This window comes from Asticcacaulis sp. P2_C5 (assembly GCF_056404555.1).
Window position 1 is genome coordinate 1 of sequence record NZ_JBFUDU010000013.1, and the last position, 15,188, is coordinate 15,188.

Annotated in this window: 10 protein-coding genes; 8 read left to right on the plus strand and 2 right to left on the minus strand. The window is 61.8% G+C overall.

Features of this window, described 5'->3' with window-relative positions; genetic code table 11:
• From AC1DXO_RS20565 to AC1DXO_RS20580, 4 genes are all read left to right on the plus strand, one after another.
• The coding region (locus tag AC1DXO_RS20565) for a calcium-binding protein (RefSeq protein WP_476980062.1) at nucleotides 1–475 on the plus strand (475 nt) is incomplete at its 5' end.
• A gap of 164 nt (nucleotides 476–639) precedes the next feature.
• Entirely contained in the window at nucleotides 640–4,869 is a 4,230-nt protein-coding gene (locus AC1DXO_RS20570) for a beta strand repeat-containing protein (RefSeq protein WP_476980063.1), read from the plus strand.
• A gap of 74 nt (nucleotides 4,870–4,943) precedes the next feature.
• Nucleotides 4,944–6,029, plus strand: a complete 1,086-nt coding sequence (locus tag AC1DXO_RS20575; RefSeq protein ID WP_476980064.1) for a helix-turn-helix transcriptional regulator — start codon at nucleotides 4,944–4,946, stop codon at nucleotides 6,027–6,029.
• A gap of 104 nt (nucleotides 6,030–6,133) precedes the next feature.
• Nucleotides 6,134–7,444, plus strand: coding sequence for an aminotransferase class I/II-fold pyridoxal phosphate-dependent enzyme (locus tag AC1DXO_RS20580; protein ID WP_476980065.1), 1,311 nt, complete (start codon nucleotides 6,134–6,136; stop codon nucleotides 7,442–7,444).
• 40 nt (nucleotides 7,445–7,484) lie between these two features.
• On the opposite strand, the gene AC1DXO_RS20585 is transcribed toward AC1DXO_RS20580, so the two are convergent.
• Together AC1DXO_RS20585 and AC1DXO_RS20590 are read right to left on the minus strand one after the other, a co-directional pair.
• A complete protein-coding gene (locus AC1DXO_RS20585; RefSeq protein ID WP_476980066.1) occupies nucleotides 7,485–7,943 on the minus strand; it encodes a GNAT family N-acetyltransferase in 459 nt (152 codons plus the stop codon).
• 1 nt (nucleotide 7,944) lies between these two features.
• Nucleotides 7,945–10,854, minus strand: a complete 2,910-nt coding sequence (locus AC1DXO_RS20590; RefSeq protein ID WP_476980067.1) for a CHAT domain-containing tetratricopeptide repeat protein — start codon at nucleotides 10,852–10,854, stop codon at nucleotides 7,945–7,947.
• Between the two features lie 113 nt (nucleotides 10,855–10,967).
• Here AC1DXO_RS20590 and AC1DXO_RS20595 point away from each other — a divergent pair, with 113 nt between their 5' ends.
• From AC1DXO_RS20595 to AC1DXO_RS20610, 4 genes are all read left to right on the plus strand, one after another.
• Entirely contained in the window at nucleotides 10,968–12,383 is a 1,416-nt protein-coding gene (locus AC1DXO_RS20595; protein WP_476980068.1) for an FAD-binding oxidoreductase, read from the plus strand.
• Between the two features lie 77 nt (nucleotides 12,384–12,460).
• Nucleotides 12,461–13,219 carry a hypothetical protein gene (locus AC1DXO_RS20600; protein ID WP_476980069.1) on the plus strand — a complete coding sequence of 253 codons (759 nt, stop codon included), beginning with the start codon at nucleotides 12,461–12,463 and terminating at the stop codon, nucleotides 13,217–13,219.
• 96 nt (nucleotides 13,220–13,315) lie between these two features.
• Nucleotides 13,316–13,897, plus strand: a complete 582-nt coding sequence (locus AC1DXO_RS20605; protein WP_476980070.1) for a DUF3617 domain-containing protein — start codon at nucleotides 13,316–13,318, stop codon at nucleotides 13,895–13,897.
• A gap of 347 nt (nucleotides 13,898–14,244) precedes the next feature.
• Nucleotides 14,245–15,084: a helix-turn-helix domain-containing protein gene (locus AC1DXO_RS20610; protein ID WP_476980071.1), complete on the plus strand. Its 840-nt coding sequence runs from the start codon at nucleotides 14,245–14,247 to the stop codon at nucleotides 15,082–15,084.
• The last annotated feature ends 104 nt before the right edge of the window (nucleotides 15,085–15,188 follow it).

The window sequence follows — 15,188 nt, forward strand, 5'->3', positions numbered from 1 at the left end:
CGACGTCAGCACAGGCGGCACGGGTGACACTGTCCATGCCTCGGTGAGCTACGCCCTGGGGGCTTCGGCCTATATCGAAATCTTCAACCTGACCGGCGCCGCCAATATCAATGCGACCGGTAACAATATTGCCAACTCAATTGCTGGCAACAGCGGTAATAACCGACTGGATGGCGGCAACGGCGCGGATATACTGACCGGTGGCGCGGGCAAGGATACACTGATCGGCGGTTCCGGCGCCGACACGTTCTTTTTCGGCTTAGGCAGCGCGCAAGACGTTATCAACGACTTCAAATCCAGCCAGAACGACCTCGTCAACATCCACGCCTATAGCAACGGCGTGGTCAATGGCGGCGGCGTCACATTGACGGCTCAGGGCAGCAATACACTGATCAATCTCGGCGGCGGCAATACCATATTGGTGCTCAATATCATCCCCACCGACAACAACTTTCTCAGCCATATCCTCTGGTAGACGCACTAGCGCCGGATTGGTCTTGAATCGTGCCCACATCACAATTCCGCCAGACGCAGGCCTGAGGGTTGAAAATACCGTCAGCTATGCCAGACTGACGGACGGGGCATGTCATCATGAATATCGATCGACCGCCGGTCGGCGATGAAAACCGGGGGAAACCTATGCTGAAATCTGCACTTCGTGACACGCCGCATGCGCCCGATATATTGGCAGCGACCGGTCCGGGGACTGCAAATGTCAACGGCACCTCGGGCAATGACAGCCTGACCGGTACCGGCAGCAATGATGTGCTCAATGGCCTCGCCGGGGACGACACCATGGCGGCCGGCCTTGGCGGCGACCAGTATTTTGTCGACAGTTCCGGTGATGTGGTAATCGAGAACGCCGCGGAAGGCTATGATACGGTCACCACGACGATCAGTTACGTTCTGGGCGCCAATCTCGAATATCTCGATCTCATTGGCTCGTCGAATCTCAATGGCACGGGCAATGCCGCCAACAACGTCGTCGACGGTAATAATGGCAACAATGTTCTCGACGGTGCTGCAGGCGCCGACGGTATGTACGGCCAGTACGGCGACGACACCTTTATGGTCGATAATGTCCAGGACCAAACGCAGGAAGGTGAAGGCCAGGGCAATGACACGGTGATCGCGTCGGTCAGTTACACACTTTTCGTCGGTTCCTTCGTAGAAAATCTTATCTTGTCGGGTAGCGCCAACCTGAACGGCACCGGCAATACGCTGGACAATGTCATCACCGGCAATGACGGTGACAACAAGCTTAACGGCCTGGACGGCAACGACAACATGGATGGCGGGTTGGGCAAGGATACCCTGGCCGGCGGGGTCGGCAACGATACCTATGTCACCGATAATGCCAGCGACGTTGTAACCGAAAGCGCGGATTCGGGCATTGACACAGTATCGGCCTCAGTCAGCTATAGCCTGGCGCAAAATGTGGAAAATTTAACCCTGACCGGCGGCGCAAACATCAACGGTACCGGTAACACGCTGAGCAATCTAATCGCCGGCAACAGTGGTAACAACGCGCTAAATGGCGGTGATGGCAACGACACTCTGGATGGAGGGCCGGGTGGTGACACCCTGGATGGTGGCCTGGGTGATGACAGTCTCTTCGGAGGGGCGGGCGACGACAGCCTAGCCGGTGGTGTCGGCAATGATGTCCTTTCGGGCGGTGACGGCGACGACACTCTCGACATAGGGCCTGACGTCGACACGATCGATGGCGGTGACGGGACGGACCGGCTGATGGCCGATTTGAGCGCGCTTGCAACCGGTCTGACCGCCACGCTCGATGAATTCGGGCAATATGTCCTGACGGCCTCCGGACAGCTGACGCGCCTGGCGACCAGCATCGAGGCCGTGACCCTGACCGGCGGCAATGGCAATGATGTGCTCAACGGGTTGATCGGAGACGACCTCATTCGTGGCGGCAATGGTTTCGATACCGTTTATGGCGGTCTCGGCGCCGACCGTCTGGAAGCCGGCGGCGGCGGGGGCAGTCTGTGGAATGGCGCCAACCAGTTGGTGGGACTGGCGGCGGAGGACTTCGCCGTCGACACCTTGATCGGGGGCACAGGCGGTGACGTTCTCTATGTCGGCCTGGGCGACATCGCCGATGGCGGTAGCCAGCCGAATGGTCAGGTCGATCGCGTGTTCATGTCCTTCTTCGGCCTGGGCTCGGCGCTTAATCTCGACCTGTCGACCGGTGATGCTTACGCGACACTGGCCGCTGCTTCGGGTGGAACCTATTCCAATTTCGAGGAAATCGGCATCTTCGGTACAGTCTTTTCCGATCAGATTTCGGGAACCCAAGGCAATGATCGGCTGTTCGACCTGGCACCGGCTGACGGCGTCGGTGGCGACGACACCTATTACGGCCTGGGCGGTGATGACCGCATTTCGGGCGGCAGCGGCGCCAACTATATCGATGGCGGAGACGGCAACGACATTCTCTATAATACGAGCTTCGAAGCAGAGACCTTTGTCGGCGGGACGGGCGACGACATGTTGGTTTATGGTTCGACGGCGCCGGTGGACATCATCGGCGACGGGGACGATGTGTTTGATGGCGGCAGCGGCTCGGACTGGCTGCTCTATACCAAGCTAAGCGTCAATCTGACGGTCGACCTGAGGCTGATGGAACAGCAAGAGACCGGCTTCAACCTGCTGACCATATCCGGCGTGGAAAATATTCACGGCGGCACAGGCAATGACAGTTTCGCAGGCGATGGTGCGTCGAACAGGCTGGAAGGTGACAGCGGCAATGACGCGCTTGATGGTGGCGTTGGCAACGATACCCTGACCGGTGGCGATGGCGATGACAGCTACTATGTCGATTCCACCGGCGATGTGGTGGTCGAGTCCGTCGGCGCGGGCACCGACACGGTCTACGCGTCGGTAAACTATACGCTGGGCGCGAATGTCGAAAACCTGGTGCTGACCGGCAGCGACACCGTGACGGGTTCGGGTAACGACCTGAACAACGCGATCACCGGTAACGATGGTCCCAATTCCCTCTATGGGTCCAACAGCCTGTACGGCTTTGGCGGAGACGATCGGCTGGATGGCGGGGGGAGCGACGATACCCTGTATGGCGGCTTGGGCAACGATACCTTTGTTGTCGACAGCGTTAGTGACCAGGCAATCGAAGCCGCCAATGAAGGCGTCGACACGGTCCTGAGCAGCGCCAACTGGACCTTGGGGGGCAATCTCGAAAACCTGACCCTGACCGGTACGGCGACCAACGGATACGGCAACGAACTTGCCAATGTGATCGCCGGCAATGGCGCCGCCAATATCCTGAATGGCTGGGGTGGCAACGACTATATTGATGGTGGAACGGGCGCCGACACCATGGCCGGCGACATCGGCGACGACACCTTCGTGGTCGACAATGCCGCGGACGTGGTCAATGAATCGAACGGCCGGGGCTATGATACCATCCTGTCGAGTGTGACCTATGCTTTGGGCGGGACCTATATCGAGGTGCTGACCCTGACGGGTTCGGCCAATATCGACGCCAAGGGCAATACGGTCAACAATGCGCTGAACGGCAATACCGGCAACAACCGGCTGGATGGCGGCGTCGGCGCGGACACCCTGACGGGCGGGCTGGGCGACGATAGCTACGTCATTGACAATGCCAGTGACTTGATCGTGGAAACTGCCGCACAGGGGATCGACACGGTCCAGGCCGTAATTACCACCACCTTGACGGCCGAGTTGGAAAATCTGATCCTGACGGGAACGGCGGCTTTGAACGGCACCGGCAATGCGTCCGACAACAGCCTGACCGGCAATTTCGGCAATAACAGCCTGACCGGACTGGGCGGCAATGACCGGCTCGACGGCGGCGGCGGCGCGGACACGCTGATCGGGGGTATGGGTAACGACACCTATGTCATCGACAATGCCGGCGATATCTTCACCGAACTGAACAATCAGGGCGCGGATAGCCTGCTGTCGTCGGTGACGATTGCCCTGACCAACGCCCAGTCGATCGAGACCCTGACACTGACTGGAGCGCAGCATATCAATGCGGCGGGTAATGCCTCGGCCAATGTGCTCAACGGCAATAGCGGCAACAACACGCTAAACGGCGGATCGGGCGCCGACTCCCTGGCAGGTGGCGCTGGCCACGACATTTATGTCGTGGACAATCTCGGCGATATCGTCGTCGAAGGCCTCAATGCCGGCACCGACACGGTCCAGTCGGCGGTGTCGTTCGTTTTGGGCGACAATGTCGAAAACCTGACCCTGGCCGGCTCGGGCGCCATCAACGGCACCGGCAACGCCCTGGCCAACACCATCTACGGCAATGCAGGGGCCAATGTGCTCGACGGCATTGGCGGCATCGACAAACTATATGGCCGTGGTGGTGACGATACCTATGTTATCGACACCGCCGGGACAGGCGCCTCCGAAGTGCTGGGTGGCACCGACGCCGGCGGCAACGACCTTGTACAGGCTTCGATCAGCTTTAACCTCGGCTTCTATATCGAAAGCCTGATCCTGACGGGGACAGCCAATCTCGTCGGTGGCGGCAACGACCTGGCCAACACAATTGTCGGTAATGACGGCGCCAATATCCTGAAAGGCCGGCTGGGTAATGACAGCCTGACCGGTGGGCTGGGCGCGGATCAGTTTGTCTTCGAAGCCGATGCCGGCCAGGATTCGGTGACCGATTTCTCAGCCGCGCAGAACGACAAGATCAATGTCCACGCCCTGGCCCACGGCGTCGTCAATGGCGCCGGTATTACCGTCAGTCAGGTCGGCGGCGATACGGTTGTCGACCTGGGTGGGGGGAACATGGTGACGATCATGGGCGCATTGCTGGCCGATGTGCAAAGCCACATGGTCTGGTAGCTGGCGAAAGTGCCGTCCTTCGCCTTGACTCCACCACGTGGGATACGGTTGACTGGCCTCTGTGGGGGAATAAGGTGCCGGACAACAAAGCCTCAGCTGTAATCGCGCGCATCGGTGATGCCGGCTTCGACGACGAAGCCCTGGGCAGCCTGCCCGACATACTGTCCGGATTGATCGACAGCCGGTCGTGCACCATCCAATTCATGTCGCGTGATTGGATGCATTTCGATTTCGTGTGGAACCATTTCACCGCCGACATGCATGTCGATTATGTGCGCGAATTCATGGCCGACGACCTGTGGCTGCGAGCCGGCCAAACCCTGAGCCTGAACCGCGTGCAGAATATGGACGCCTTCGTGCCTTACGAGCAGCACGCCCGTTCGCGCATCTATAACGAATTTTATCGCGCGCACGGCGACGATACCGCCCACTGCCTGGGCACGGTCATATCGACGCCCGAAGGCTATGTCACCTTTGGAATCCACCGGGCACACAGTCAGGGTGTGTTCGGTGATCCCGAAACCGAACTGATTCAGAGCCTGCTTCCGGACATCGCTCGATTGCACAGGCTGCGGGCACGGCTGCGCTCGGCTGAAATGCGCGCCGACATGGCCAAGGGCGCGCTGGACCGGTTCGACTTCGCTGCTGTGATCGTCCGTGCCGATCGCCGTATCACCCTGAGCAATATCGCCGCCGAGGTGCTGTTTCGTGCCCGTGACGGGTTATGTGCCCCGTTTGGTCGGTTGAGCGCTGTCCTGCCCGGCGACGACAAGAACCTGGCCCAGTTGATCTGCCAGGCGACGGTCGATAGACCGGCGCGGGCGGGCGGCATGCGGGTTGAGCGCGCGCCGGGCATGGCTGCGTTACGCATCGTGGTGACGCCCATGCCGCAGCCCGGTCTGGCCCTGGTGATCATCGAAACTTCGGACCGGCGGGCATCCCTCGGTGAACTCGCCGCCCGGATCTACGGTCTGTCCGGCGCTGAAACGGCGCTGGCCGAAGCCATGGCACGCGGCGATCGACCCGAAGATTTTGCGGCCAATCGCGGCGTGCGGATGAGCACGGTACGCAGCCAGCTGTCGTCGCTGCTGCACAAGACCGGTACGGCGCGGCAGTCGCAACTGGCGGCTTTGCTGGCTAGTCTGCCCAGACTCCTGTAAAGGTTTGGGCGCAGCAAAGTTTCGGTCATCCTTCAAATGACGGATGCGCTCCGGACGGGGGCTGCGTACGCCTGCATACGACAGATTTCGCAGGATGACGATCGATGCCCCATGACCGTATTTTCGATCCGCTTCACAAGAGCAATGCGCATTTCGCGGTGCCCAAGGGACCATCCCTGACTGAACGGCTGGCGCCTTATGCCGACTGGATTACGGCGCGTATCGATCAGGGCTACTGGCCCTACGCGCGAACCTTGCAAACCGGCGCTGACCCGGTGGCCGGTATCGCCTATACGGGAATGGCGGCGGTCAACGGCATCAATCTGGCGGTGCAGGACTATTTGGCGTTGTCGACCCATCCCCATATCAAGGAAGCGGCGCGGGCGGCCGTCTTCGAATTCGGCGTCCATAGTGCCGGGTCAGCCATGCTGCTGGGCAACAATCCGCTCTCGTTACGACTGGAGGCTGCCGTGGGCCGGCTGACCGACATGCGGCATGTACTGTTGTTTCCCACGGGCTGGGGCGCGGGTTATGGCGTTGTACGTGGTCTGGTGCGCGAGGACGACCATATCGTCATGGATCAATTGTCGCACGCCTGCCTGCAGGAGGGGGCTGCGGCCGCGACGCGCAAGATCCATCGCTTCCGCCATCTCGATGGGGAACATGCACGCCAGATTCTGGCTGAAATTCGGATGCATGACCGCGACAACGCCATACTGGTGGTGACGGAGGGCCTGTTTTCGATGGATTCGGATTCGCCGGATCTGGTGGAATTGCAGGCGGCCTGTCGTGACCATGGCGCGACCTTGCTGGTCGACGTAGCGCACGATCTCGGCTGCATAGGCCCCGGCGGCACGGGGCAGATTGGTATACAGGGGTTGCAGGGCAAGGTCGATATTGTCATCGGCGCGTTTTCGAAGACATTTGCTTCAAACGGTGGCTTCATTGCCACCAATGACCGGCGTGTGAAGCAATATCTGCAGTGGTTCGCCGGTCCGCACACATTCTCCAATGCCTTGTCACCCATCCAGTGCGCGGTGGTGGCAAAAGCGATTGAGATCGTGGCTTCACCGGCCGGAGAGACGCGCCGTCAGACGCTGATGAACCGCTCGGTCTATTTCCGCGAGCGCCTGACGGAGCACGGTTTGACCGTGCTGGGTGGACCGTCAGCCATCGTGCCGGTCATGCTGGGACGTGAATCTCTGGCGCGGCGGGCCAGCAAGGCACTGGCCGAAAGTGGAACCTTCGCCAATCTGGTGGAGTTTCCGGCGGTCGGGCTCGGTGCTGCACGGTTCCGCTGCCAACTGATGTCACGGCATACGGAGGCGCATCTCGACCGGGCGGCAGCAGATATCTCCGCCGCGATCTCTCAGGCCGGTCAGCCGGCGACGGAGTTGCAAGACGCGTCGCAGTGAAAGCGGCCCCGCGGGTACTATCACAGCTTCACTGGGAGATTTAATCCGCCAGGGATTTGGCCATTTCGGATGAGGCGGCCCAGCCGCTGGCTTCGTAAACCGGGCGGCCGGCATCGGTGGCGTGCAGGACGACATAGGCGATACCACGACGGGCGAATTCGGCATCAGCCTCCGCCATGAGACGGCGGGCGACGCCGCGGCCACGGTGGCCCGGTTCGACATAGACGTTCAGGACGTAACCACGCCGGTCGTCCAGCGGATGCGAAGGATGTGGTGGCCAGTCGATCTCCATCAGGCCGATTCCGCCAATGGCCGCGCCGTCCCGTTCGGCGATAAAGCCGAAATAACGGCCATCGTGCAGGCGCGGTTCGAGCCAGGCGCGGAAAGGCTCAGCCATGGCTGTCAAGGCTGTGTCCGAACGTCCCGCTTCGCGGAACATCTCGTGGCGGTGGCGGCAGATCAGGTCGAGGTCGGAAGACTGTAACGGGCGGATTGACATATTACTGCGTGACCAGGGAGAAGGGGGCCCAGATGGCCGGGTTGGAGGCGCCCGGGACGTGCGGGTCGTAGAGCAATTTGAGCGTCGCCTTTTGCAGCGCCACGGCTTCGGACTGACCATGGGCATAGCCGCGCACCGTCGCTACGCCGAGCAGGGCCGCCACGTCGTCGCGGACCGGCCACAACGAGACCAGCACATTACGTGCGCCCGCCTGCAGGAAGGCGCGCGCCAGGCCGGAATAGCCGGCGCCGCCGATCTCGCGACCCGAGCCCGTATTGCAGGCCGACAGTATGACCCAGTCGGCGTCGAGATGAAGACCGGCAATCTCGCTGGCGGTCAGAAGCCCATCGTCCTCGCCCATGATCTTTGCCGGTGCGGTCATGACCAGGGCCGGTTCGCGCAGGGCCTGGAGGTCGCCGCTGACAAGGCCATGGGTGGCAAAGGCAATCACCGAATACGGTTCCAGGGACGCCGCCTTGACCTGAGCTTCGGTCGCCATTGAGCCGGTCATTAGCAGGCTTTTGGGCAGGCTCAACGCCTTGTCCATCGCCTTCAGCTCAGTCTCGGCCTGGGGCAGGGCGGGCAGGGGCATGACCGCACCGCGTGTCATGTCGCCTGCAGCCAAATCTCCGGAAGAGGCCGCCCCGACGGTCTGGGCGTCAAGAAGCGGGGCGCCTATGCCGGCAAAGCCACCAGCGTTGTGCCGCGGTGAACGGGCGGCGGCGGGGACGAGGCCGGGCCTGACCGATACGGCGTAGGATTTGATCAGCCAGGCCGTGTCACGCTGTACCTTTGGATCTTTGTCGGCGCCCTGCGGCGGGGCCAGGATCAGAAGACCAAACGGCAAGGTCATGATTGGCCCGGCGCCCAAGACCTGGAGATCTTTGCGTCCTTTCAGCGCCGCCTGGATGGCCGGCGAAAAGAAGGCATGGCCCAGTTCCCACGCTGGGGCGCGGTCGAAGGCGGGTGTCGCGCCAGGGTTGGCGGTGTCGATGCCGGCGCGTATCCGCCGAACGTCGTGGCTGACGGCGACGCGGATCAGCGGGCTGCGGTCCGTCGTCAGGCCGTCGCGCGTCACAACCATGGTGAGGGTGCCGTCGTCGCCGGCCAGCGGAATGACCAGCGCCTGATCGGGCCTCAGGCTGCCTTGTACGGCTGCCAGGGTCTGGGTGCGCGGCGCGCGCAGGTCACCGTATCTTGGAAAGACGGTGGCCAGGTCCGCGGCGACCTTGTCGAGTGTGATGTCGGCCGTGGCGATTTCGGCGTCGAGGCGCTTGACCTCATCGGCCGATTTGCCGAGCGCAAACGATCGCGCGCGGTCGAGGGTCTCGCGCTTTTCGCGCAGGAGATCGAGTTGCTGGAGCAGGCCGGCGGCCTCGGGGTCGGCGATGGCAGCGCGTCCGGCCAGGGCCTGGGAGGTGGCGGCGACCTCCGTAAAGGCCGCCAGCTGGGCGGCTTCGAAGGCGGCTTCCGGCTGGTTGGCGGCCAGGGCGATATCGGCAAGGCGGGTGAAGCTAAGGTCGTAATTGAGCGCGATATCGGCCTGTTCGGCGCGCGTCACCGCCGGGCTGAGGAAGTGGGCGTGCATGGCGTCGCGCGTACGCGTGGCCTCAAGGAAGGCCTGGGCGGTCTGGCCCTGGCGCGCCAGGATCAGGGCGCGCAGCATCTCGGCGCTGACCCGGCTTTTTTCGTAAGGCGGCTTTTCACGCTGGTAGAAGACCAGGGCGGCATCGACATGGATGAGGGCCTCGGCCAAGGCCCCGCGAGCCAGCAAGGCGGTGGCGAGGTCGGTCTCGGCATTGGCCTTCTGTCCTTCGGCGCGCGTACCCAACTTGCCAAGGATCGCCAGGCTCTGGGTCTCGCGGCTTTCGGCCAGCGCGATGTCGCCCTGTTCGTAGGCGACCTGGCCCAGCACGTTCCACACCACACCCAGCAGGTAGGGGCTGGACTTGGTCTGGACCTGGTTGAGGATATCGACGGCGTTGAGCAGCAGGGCCTCGCCTTCTTCGTACTTGCCCTGGCGGATCAGGGCGCGGGCCAGGTTGTAGCTGTAGCTGCCGGTCTCATAGGTCACCTTGCCGCCGTATCTGACGGTGTAGTCGAGCGCCTGGCGGTACAGGGCTTCGGCCTCGGCATTACGGCCCATGTCGAGCAGGCTGGATGCGATATTGAACATGCCCCAACTGACGGCGCGGTCGCCTTCCGGCATCTGGTAGGCGACTTCCAGGGCCTGGCGGCTGTAGACCAGGGATTTTTGCGGATCGCCCGCCAGGCGCAGCTGGCCGGCATAGTTGCCGAGATAGGCCGAATAGCCGCCCGGATCGGCGTATTTGCCGCCGGCGTCGTGGTCGGCGCTCATCAGGGCAAGGCCGGCCTCGTAGGCGGTCAAGGCGTCGCCGAGACGGCCGAGCAGGCCGTAGGCATGGGCCATCGAACAGAGGATGGTGCCGGCTTCCGGGCTGTTGTCGCCCTTGTATTTCTTGACCAGGGCCAGGGCGCGCTGCTTGACGACCAGGGCAGCCTCGATATCGCCTTCGGCCACCATATAGATGCTCTGGTCGCGCAGCATTTCGCCCATGCGCGCACTGTCGTCGCCCTGGACGGCGGTGAGTTGATCGATGGCCGCCGTGACGACGGCGAGCGCGGTCTTGGAGTCGTTCTTCTCATACAAGGCCTGGGCGTAGAGCAGGGCGGCCGTGGCGCGATCGTCGGGCGTGGCGTCCTTGGCGGCCTTGACCTCATCATTGAGCTGTTTCAAGCGGTCGAGGCCATCGGGCAGATAGATGATCGAGGGATCGGCATTATAGGCGGCGGTGACGCGGTCGTGCGTGGTGGTTTGCGCCAGCACCGGAGAGGTGAGGGCCAAACAGGCTGCCAGAACCAGCCACGAACATTTTTCGCTGAAGCGCATGCAATGCTTCCCTGAACCATCCCCAATGCCGCCCCGAATACTTCGTAACCCTTCAACGGGTGCAAGGGAAGAGGCGGATTGAAGCCGTGCGCAGCGTCGTATAGGTTCGGCACATGACTCCCTTATCCCATACGATCCTGAGACCTTCCGGGTCCGCCATTCCGCCCGTAGCGATTGCCGACTTACGGGCCCTGCTGGGCGAGCGGTTGTCGGTCGCCGAGGCGGTGCGGGCGCAATATGCCTCGGGCGAGGCCTTTCCGGAGGCCTATCCGCCCGATGCCGTCGCCTTTCCACTGACCACGGAGGAGGTGGCGGCCGTGGTGGCGATCTGTGCGCGCCACAATGTACCGATGATCACCAGCGGAGCTGGGACATCGTTGGAAGGCCATATCACGGCGCCGTCGGGCGGACTGGCGATCAATCTGGCGCGGATGGACCGGATTGTCGATGTCAGCGCTGAAAACATGGACTGCCTGGTCGAAGCCGGCGTGACGCGTGAGGCGCTCAATCACGACCTGCGCCACCAAGGCCTGTTCTTCCCGATCGATCCGGGCGCCAATGCCAGCCTGGGCGGGATGGCGGCGACGCGGGCTTCCGGCACCAACGCCGTGCGTTACGGCACCATGGCGCACAATGTCCTGGGCCTGACCGTGGTGCGGCCCGACGGTGTCGTCATCCGCACGGGAGGCCGCGCCCGCAAGTCGTCGGCGGGCTACGACCTGACGCATCTCTATGTTGGCTCGGAGGGCACGCTGGGCATCATCACCGAGGTACGCCTGAAACTGTATGGCCTGCCCGAAGCTGTGGGGGCTGCAACCTGCGCCGTCGAGTCGGTCGGCGGAGCGATTGAGACCGTTCAGGACATCATGTTGTGTGGCATACCGGTGGCGCGGATGGAGTTTCTCGACGCCATGCAGGTCAGGGCGTGCAATGCTTTTTCGCAGTTGGGCCTGCCCGAGATGCCGCACCTGTTTCTCGAGTTCCACGGTTCGGACGCCGGTGTCGCCGAGCAGGCAGCGCGGGCGGCGGAGATCGCTGCGGAGCATGGCGGCCGGGGCTTTGCCTGGGCGTCGGCCCCGGAGGATCGCAGCCGGTTGTGGAAGGCGCGCCATCAGGCCTATTTCGCGTCGAAAGCCTTGAAACCGGGCGCCGTGGTGTGGTCGTCCGACGTCTGCGTGCCCTTGTCGGAACTGCATGAAGCCGTGCTGGCGGTCCATGCCGATATCGCCGAGGCAGGTTTGCTGGCGCCGATCGTCGGCCATGTCGGCGACGGCAATTTCCACGTCCTGTTCTGCCTCGATCCGGACGACGCCGGCGAACGCGAACGCGCCGAAGCCGTTTACCAGCGGATGATCGACCGTGCCCTGGCCTGCGGTGGCACCTGTACTGGAGAGCATGGAATCGGGCTCAACAAGCGCGACTATCTCGTCCAGGAACACGGCGCCGACGCCGTGGCGTCCATGCGCGCCCTGAAACAGGCGCTGGATCCGCAGGGGCTGATGAACCCGCAGAAGATATTTCTGCCGTAAGGAGTAGACGTAAACGTCTTGCCAGCCTTGGCGCGAAGCAATAGGCTTTTCAGGCAAGTTTACGTCCTGAGGGGGCTATGGAATTTACGGTGGTGAACGTTTTCCGCCGCTGCCTGTCGGACATGCGGAAGGGCTTTATACCGCTTTTGGCCGTAACGGTTCTGAGTCAGGGCGGCAAAGAGCTTGTGTCTTTCGGCCTGTCCCGGATACCATCGCCTGTCTTGGGGAGTAATATTGGCCTGTTCGACGTGGTGGCGTTTCTGATCGCGTGCGGATGCATGTCGCTGCATTGGTGTGCGGTTACGCAGATCGTGCTGTTGACTGCGGCCGACGAGCCGGTTCGTATCGACATTGTCCTGCGCCACAGCGCGCGCCTGGCGGTACCCGTGCTGATCCTGGGAATTCTGGTCCAGCTTGCGACGATGGCCGGTATAGCGGTGATGATTGTCCCAGGATTTGTGTTCATGGCGATGTCCGCAGTCGCCGTGCCGGCGTTTATCAACGACGCGCCTGGGATGATCGGCGCGTTTGTACGTTCGCAGGCTTTGACGAAGGGCAACCGCTGGCGCGTTTTTTGGGTGTGCTTGCTTGTCGACGCGGCGGTATATGGAGCCTTCTTCCAGGGGGGAGCCGTGCTGGAATATACCAGTTTCCAACTCGCCGGGGCCTGGGCCGTCCCCGTGTCGATGGCGATAGACGCTATGACTGCCCCATATGTCCTTTGCATGTGGGCGGTGATGGCCGTTCTGCCGGCGCTTAACACGTCCATCTATGTGATGTTACGGCTCGATAAGGGCGAGATGATCGATGGCGCGGTCGAAAAGGTCTTCGAATAGGCGCGCGGGGCATCGCCTATATAGGCAATTGATACAGTGCCGCCTTACCTCATATGTTCCGGCCCAAACCGCGAATGAGCGCGGGTGGAGGTCGCCATGAATCGTATCCGTTCCGCTATCAGTCTTGCCGTTTCCGTTCTCGCCCTGGCCGCTTGCTCGAAAGCGCCACCGGCCGCCCAGGACAACGCCTCGGCTGGTGTTGCCCCGGCCGCGGCACCCGCTGCCGATGTGACGGCAGCTCTGGATAACGGCCCGGGATTGAAGGCCGGACTGTGGCAGACGACTGTCACGGTCAAGGGCATGACATCGGGCATGGTCACTAAGATGTGCCTGGACGAAGGTCTGTCGAAGAAATTCGGCGAGATGGGAACCAGCAATCCGGGCAAGATGGACTGCGCACCGGTCAGTGCGTCGCGCAATGGCGGCGTGATCGATGTCACGACCAGGTGCACGTCCGAAGGCCTGACCGTTAACAACCAGATGCATATGGAAATGACCGGTGACGATAGCTATCATCAGACCGTCACCCAGACCTACGAACCGGCCATGGCCGAGCCGACCGTTTCGACAATGGATGGCAAGTATCTCGGCGCCTGCACCGCCGACATGAAGCCCGGCGACCTGATCATGGGCAGCGGCGTCAAGATCAACATGTACGACCACAAAGCCAAATCCTGACCTAAGCTAAACAGCCCTAGGCGGAACCAAAAAAGAGGGCTGCCCTTGCGAAGAGGCAGCCCCCAGGGGAGGTTCGAACGTCAGAGGGGTACAGTCGGGCGAGAAACCTTCTGCACCCGTGACGCATCAATGAGAAGCACAGCGCGTAACAAGGAACGCGGGAGTGCCATGACGCTGAAACTAGGTCATGGCTTGGGGTGCAGATTGTAAATATTTAACCTTTTCAGCAATTTTCGCGACGTCACATTTTAAATACTGACTTTCGCAATCGATTAACATGTGCTCTTCTCTGGTGGTAGCGCGCGCAGTATGGCATAATAGGGGCCTGGGCGGCCCCCGGAGGTGTCATGACGTTCGAAGTCCATAAACCGAGTTTTCCACTTAATAGATTTGTCAAATATTTCTATTGTCCGCGTGGCCCGCGGCCCTATCCGGACGAAAAGGTTTTGCCGGGGCCGGTGGCCGATCTGAAAATCAATTTCGGCGGCGCGGTACGCGCGATGCGGGGCGTGGACGCACGGCCGGTGGAGAACTATGCCGAAGGCTGGTGCATGGGACTGTGGGACGAATACCATACCGTCACCTGGCCCGATCATACCGATTTTATCGGCGTCAGTTTCTTGCCCGGCGGTGCCTATGCGGTGCTGGGCGTCGATCTCGGTGAACTGACGAACCAGTTGGTGCCGCTTGACGCCATCTGGGGCAGCTTTGCTGCCGAACTGCGCGACCGGCTCTACGACGCTGGCGGAACGGTTGAGCGCTTTGCCCTGTTGGAGCGCGTATTGACCGCCCGTATCAGTCGTGTTGCGGAGATAGATCGCATACGGCCGGCCTTGAATGCCCTGAGCACAAGCCGGGGCCTGATCCCGGTCGGCAAGTTGAGTGAAGCGACCGATGTCAGCCAGAAGCATCTGATTACCCTGTTCAACCGTGTCGTCGGAACAACGCCCAAGAAGCTGGCGCGACTGTACCGGCTGCAGTCCCTGCTGGAGACGATCGACCTGACGCGGCATTTGTCATGGACCTCCGTGGCCCAGGATTTCCTGTATTTCGACCAGGCACATTTCAACAAAGAATTCAAACAGCTGACGGGTCTAACGCCCACGGACTACGTGACACGGCGCAAACGCCTGGCTGCCACCTCGCCACAGCACGCGGTTTATTCGCGCCTGCTGCCCGCGGGTTAAATTATTACAAGTCTCATTTTTTGATCTGCACTAGGTCTTGAACGTCGCGTGCCCGCCGTCACAGGGGGTTGCGATGTCCGGCAAGGCATAGTTGCGCCCTGCGG

Bases quoted from the DNA above. Each gene is read 5' to 3' on its own strand.
- AC1DXO_RS20570 (WP_476980063.1), top strand. From the start codon at position 640: ATGCTGAAATCTGCACTTCGTGACACGCCGCATGCGCCCGATATATTG.
- AC1DXO_RS20580 (WP_476980065.1), top strand. From the start codon at position 6,134: ATGCCCCATGACCGTATTTTCGATCCGCTTCACAAGAGCAATGCGCAT.
- AC1DXO_RS20585 (WP_476980066.1), bottom strand. From the start codon at position 7,943: ATGTCAATCCGCCCGTTACAGTCTTCCGACCTCGACCTGATCTGCCGC.
- AC1DXO_RS20590 (WP_476980067.1), bottom strand. From the start codon at position 10,854: ATGCGCTTCAGCGAAAAATGTTCGTGGCTGGTTCTGGCAGCCTGTTTG.
- AC1DXO_RS20595 (WP_476980068.1), top strand. From the start codon at position 10,968: ATGACTCCCTTATCCCATACGATCCTGAGACCTTCCGGGTCCGCCATT.
- AC1DXO_RS20600 (WP_476980069.1), top strand. From the start codon at position 12,461: ATGGAATTTACGGTGGTGAACGTTTTCCGCCGCTGCCTGTCGGACATG.
- AC1DXO_RS20605 (WP_476980070.1), top strand. From the start codon at position 13,316: ATGAATCGTATCCGTTCCGCTATCAGTCTTGCCGTTTCCGTTCTCGCC.
- AC1DXO_RS20610 (WP_476980071.1), top strand. From the start codon at position 14,245: ATGACGTTCGAAGTCCATAAACCGAGTTTTCCACTTAATAGATTTGTC.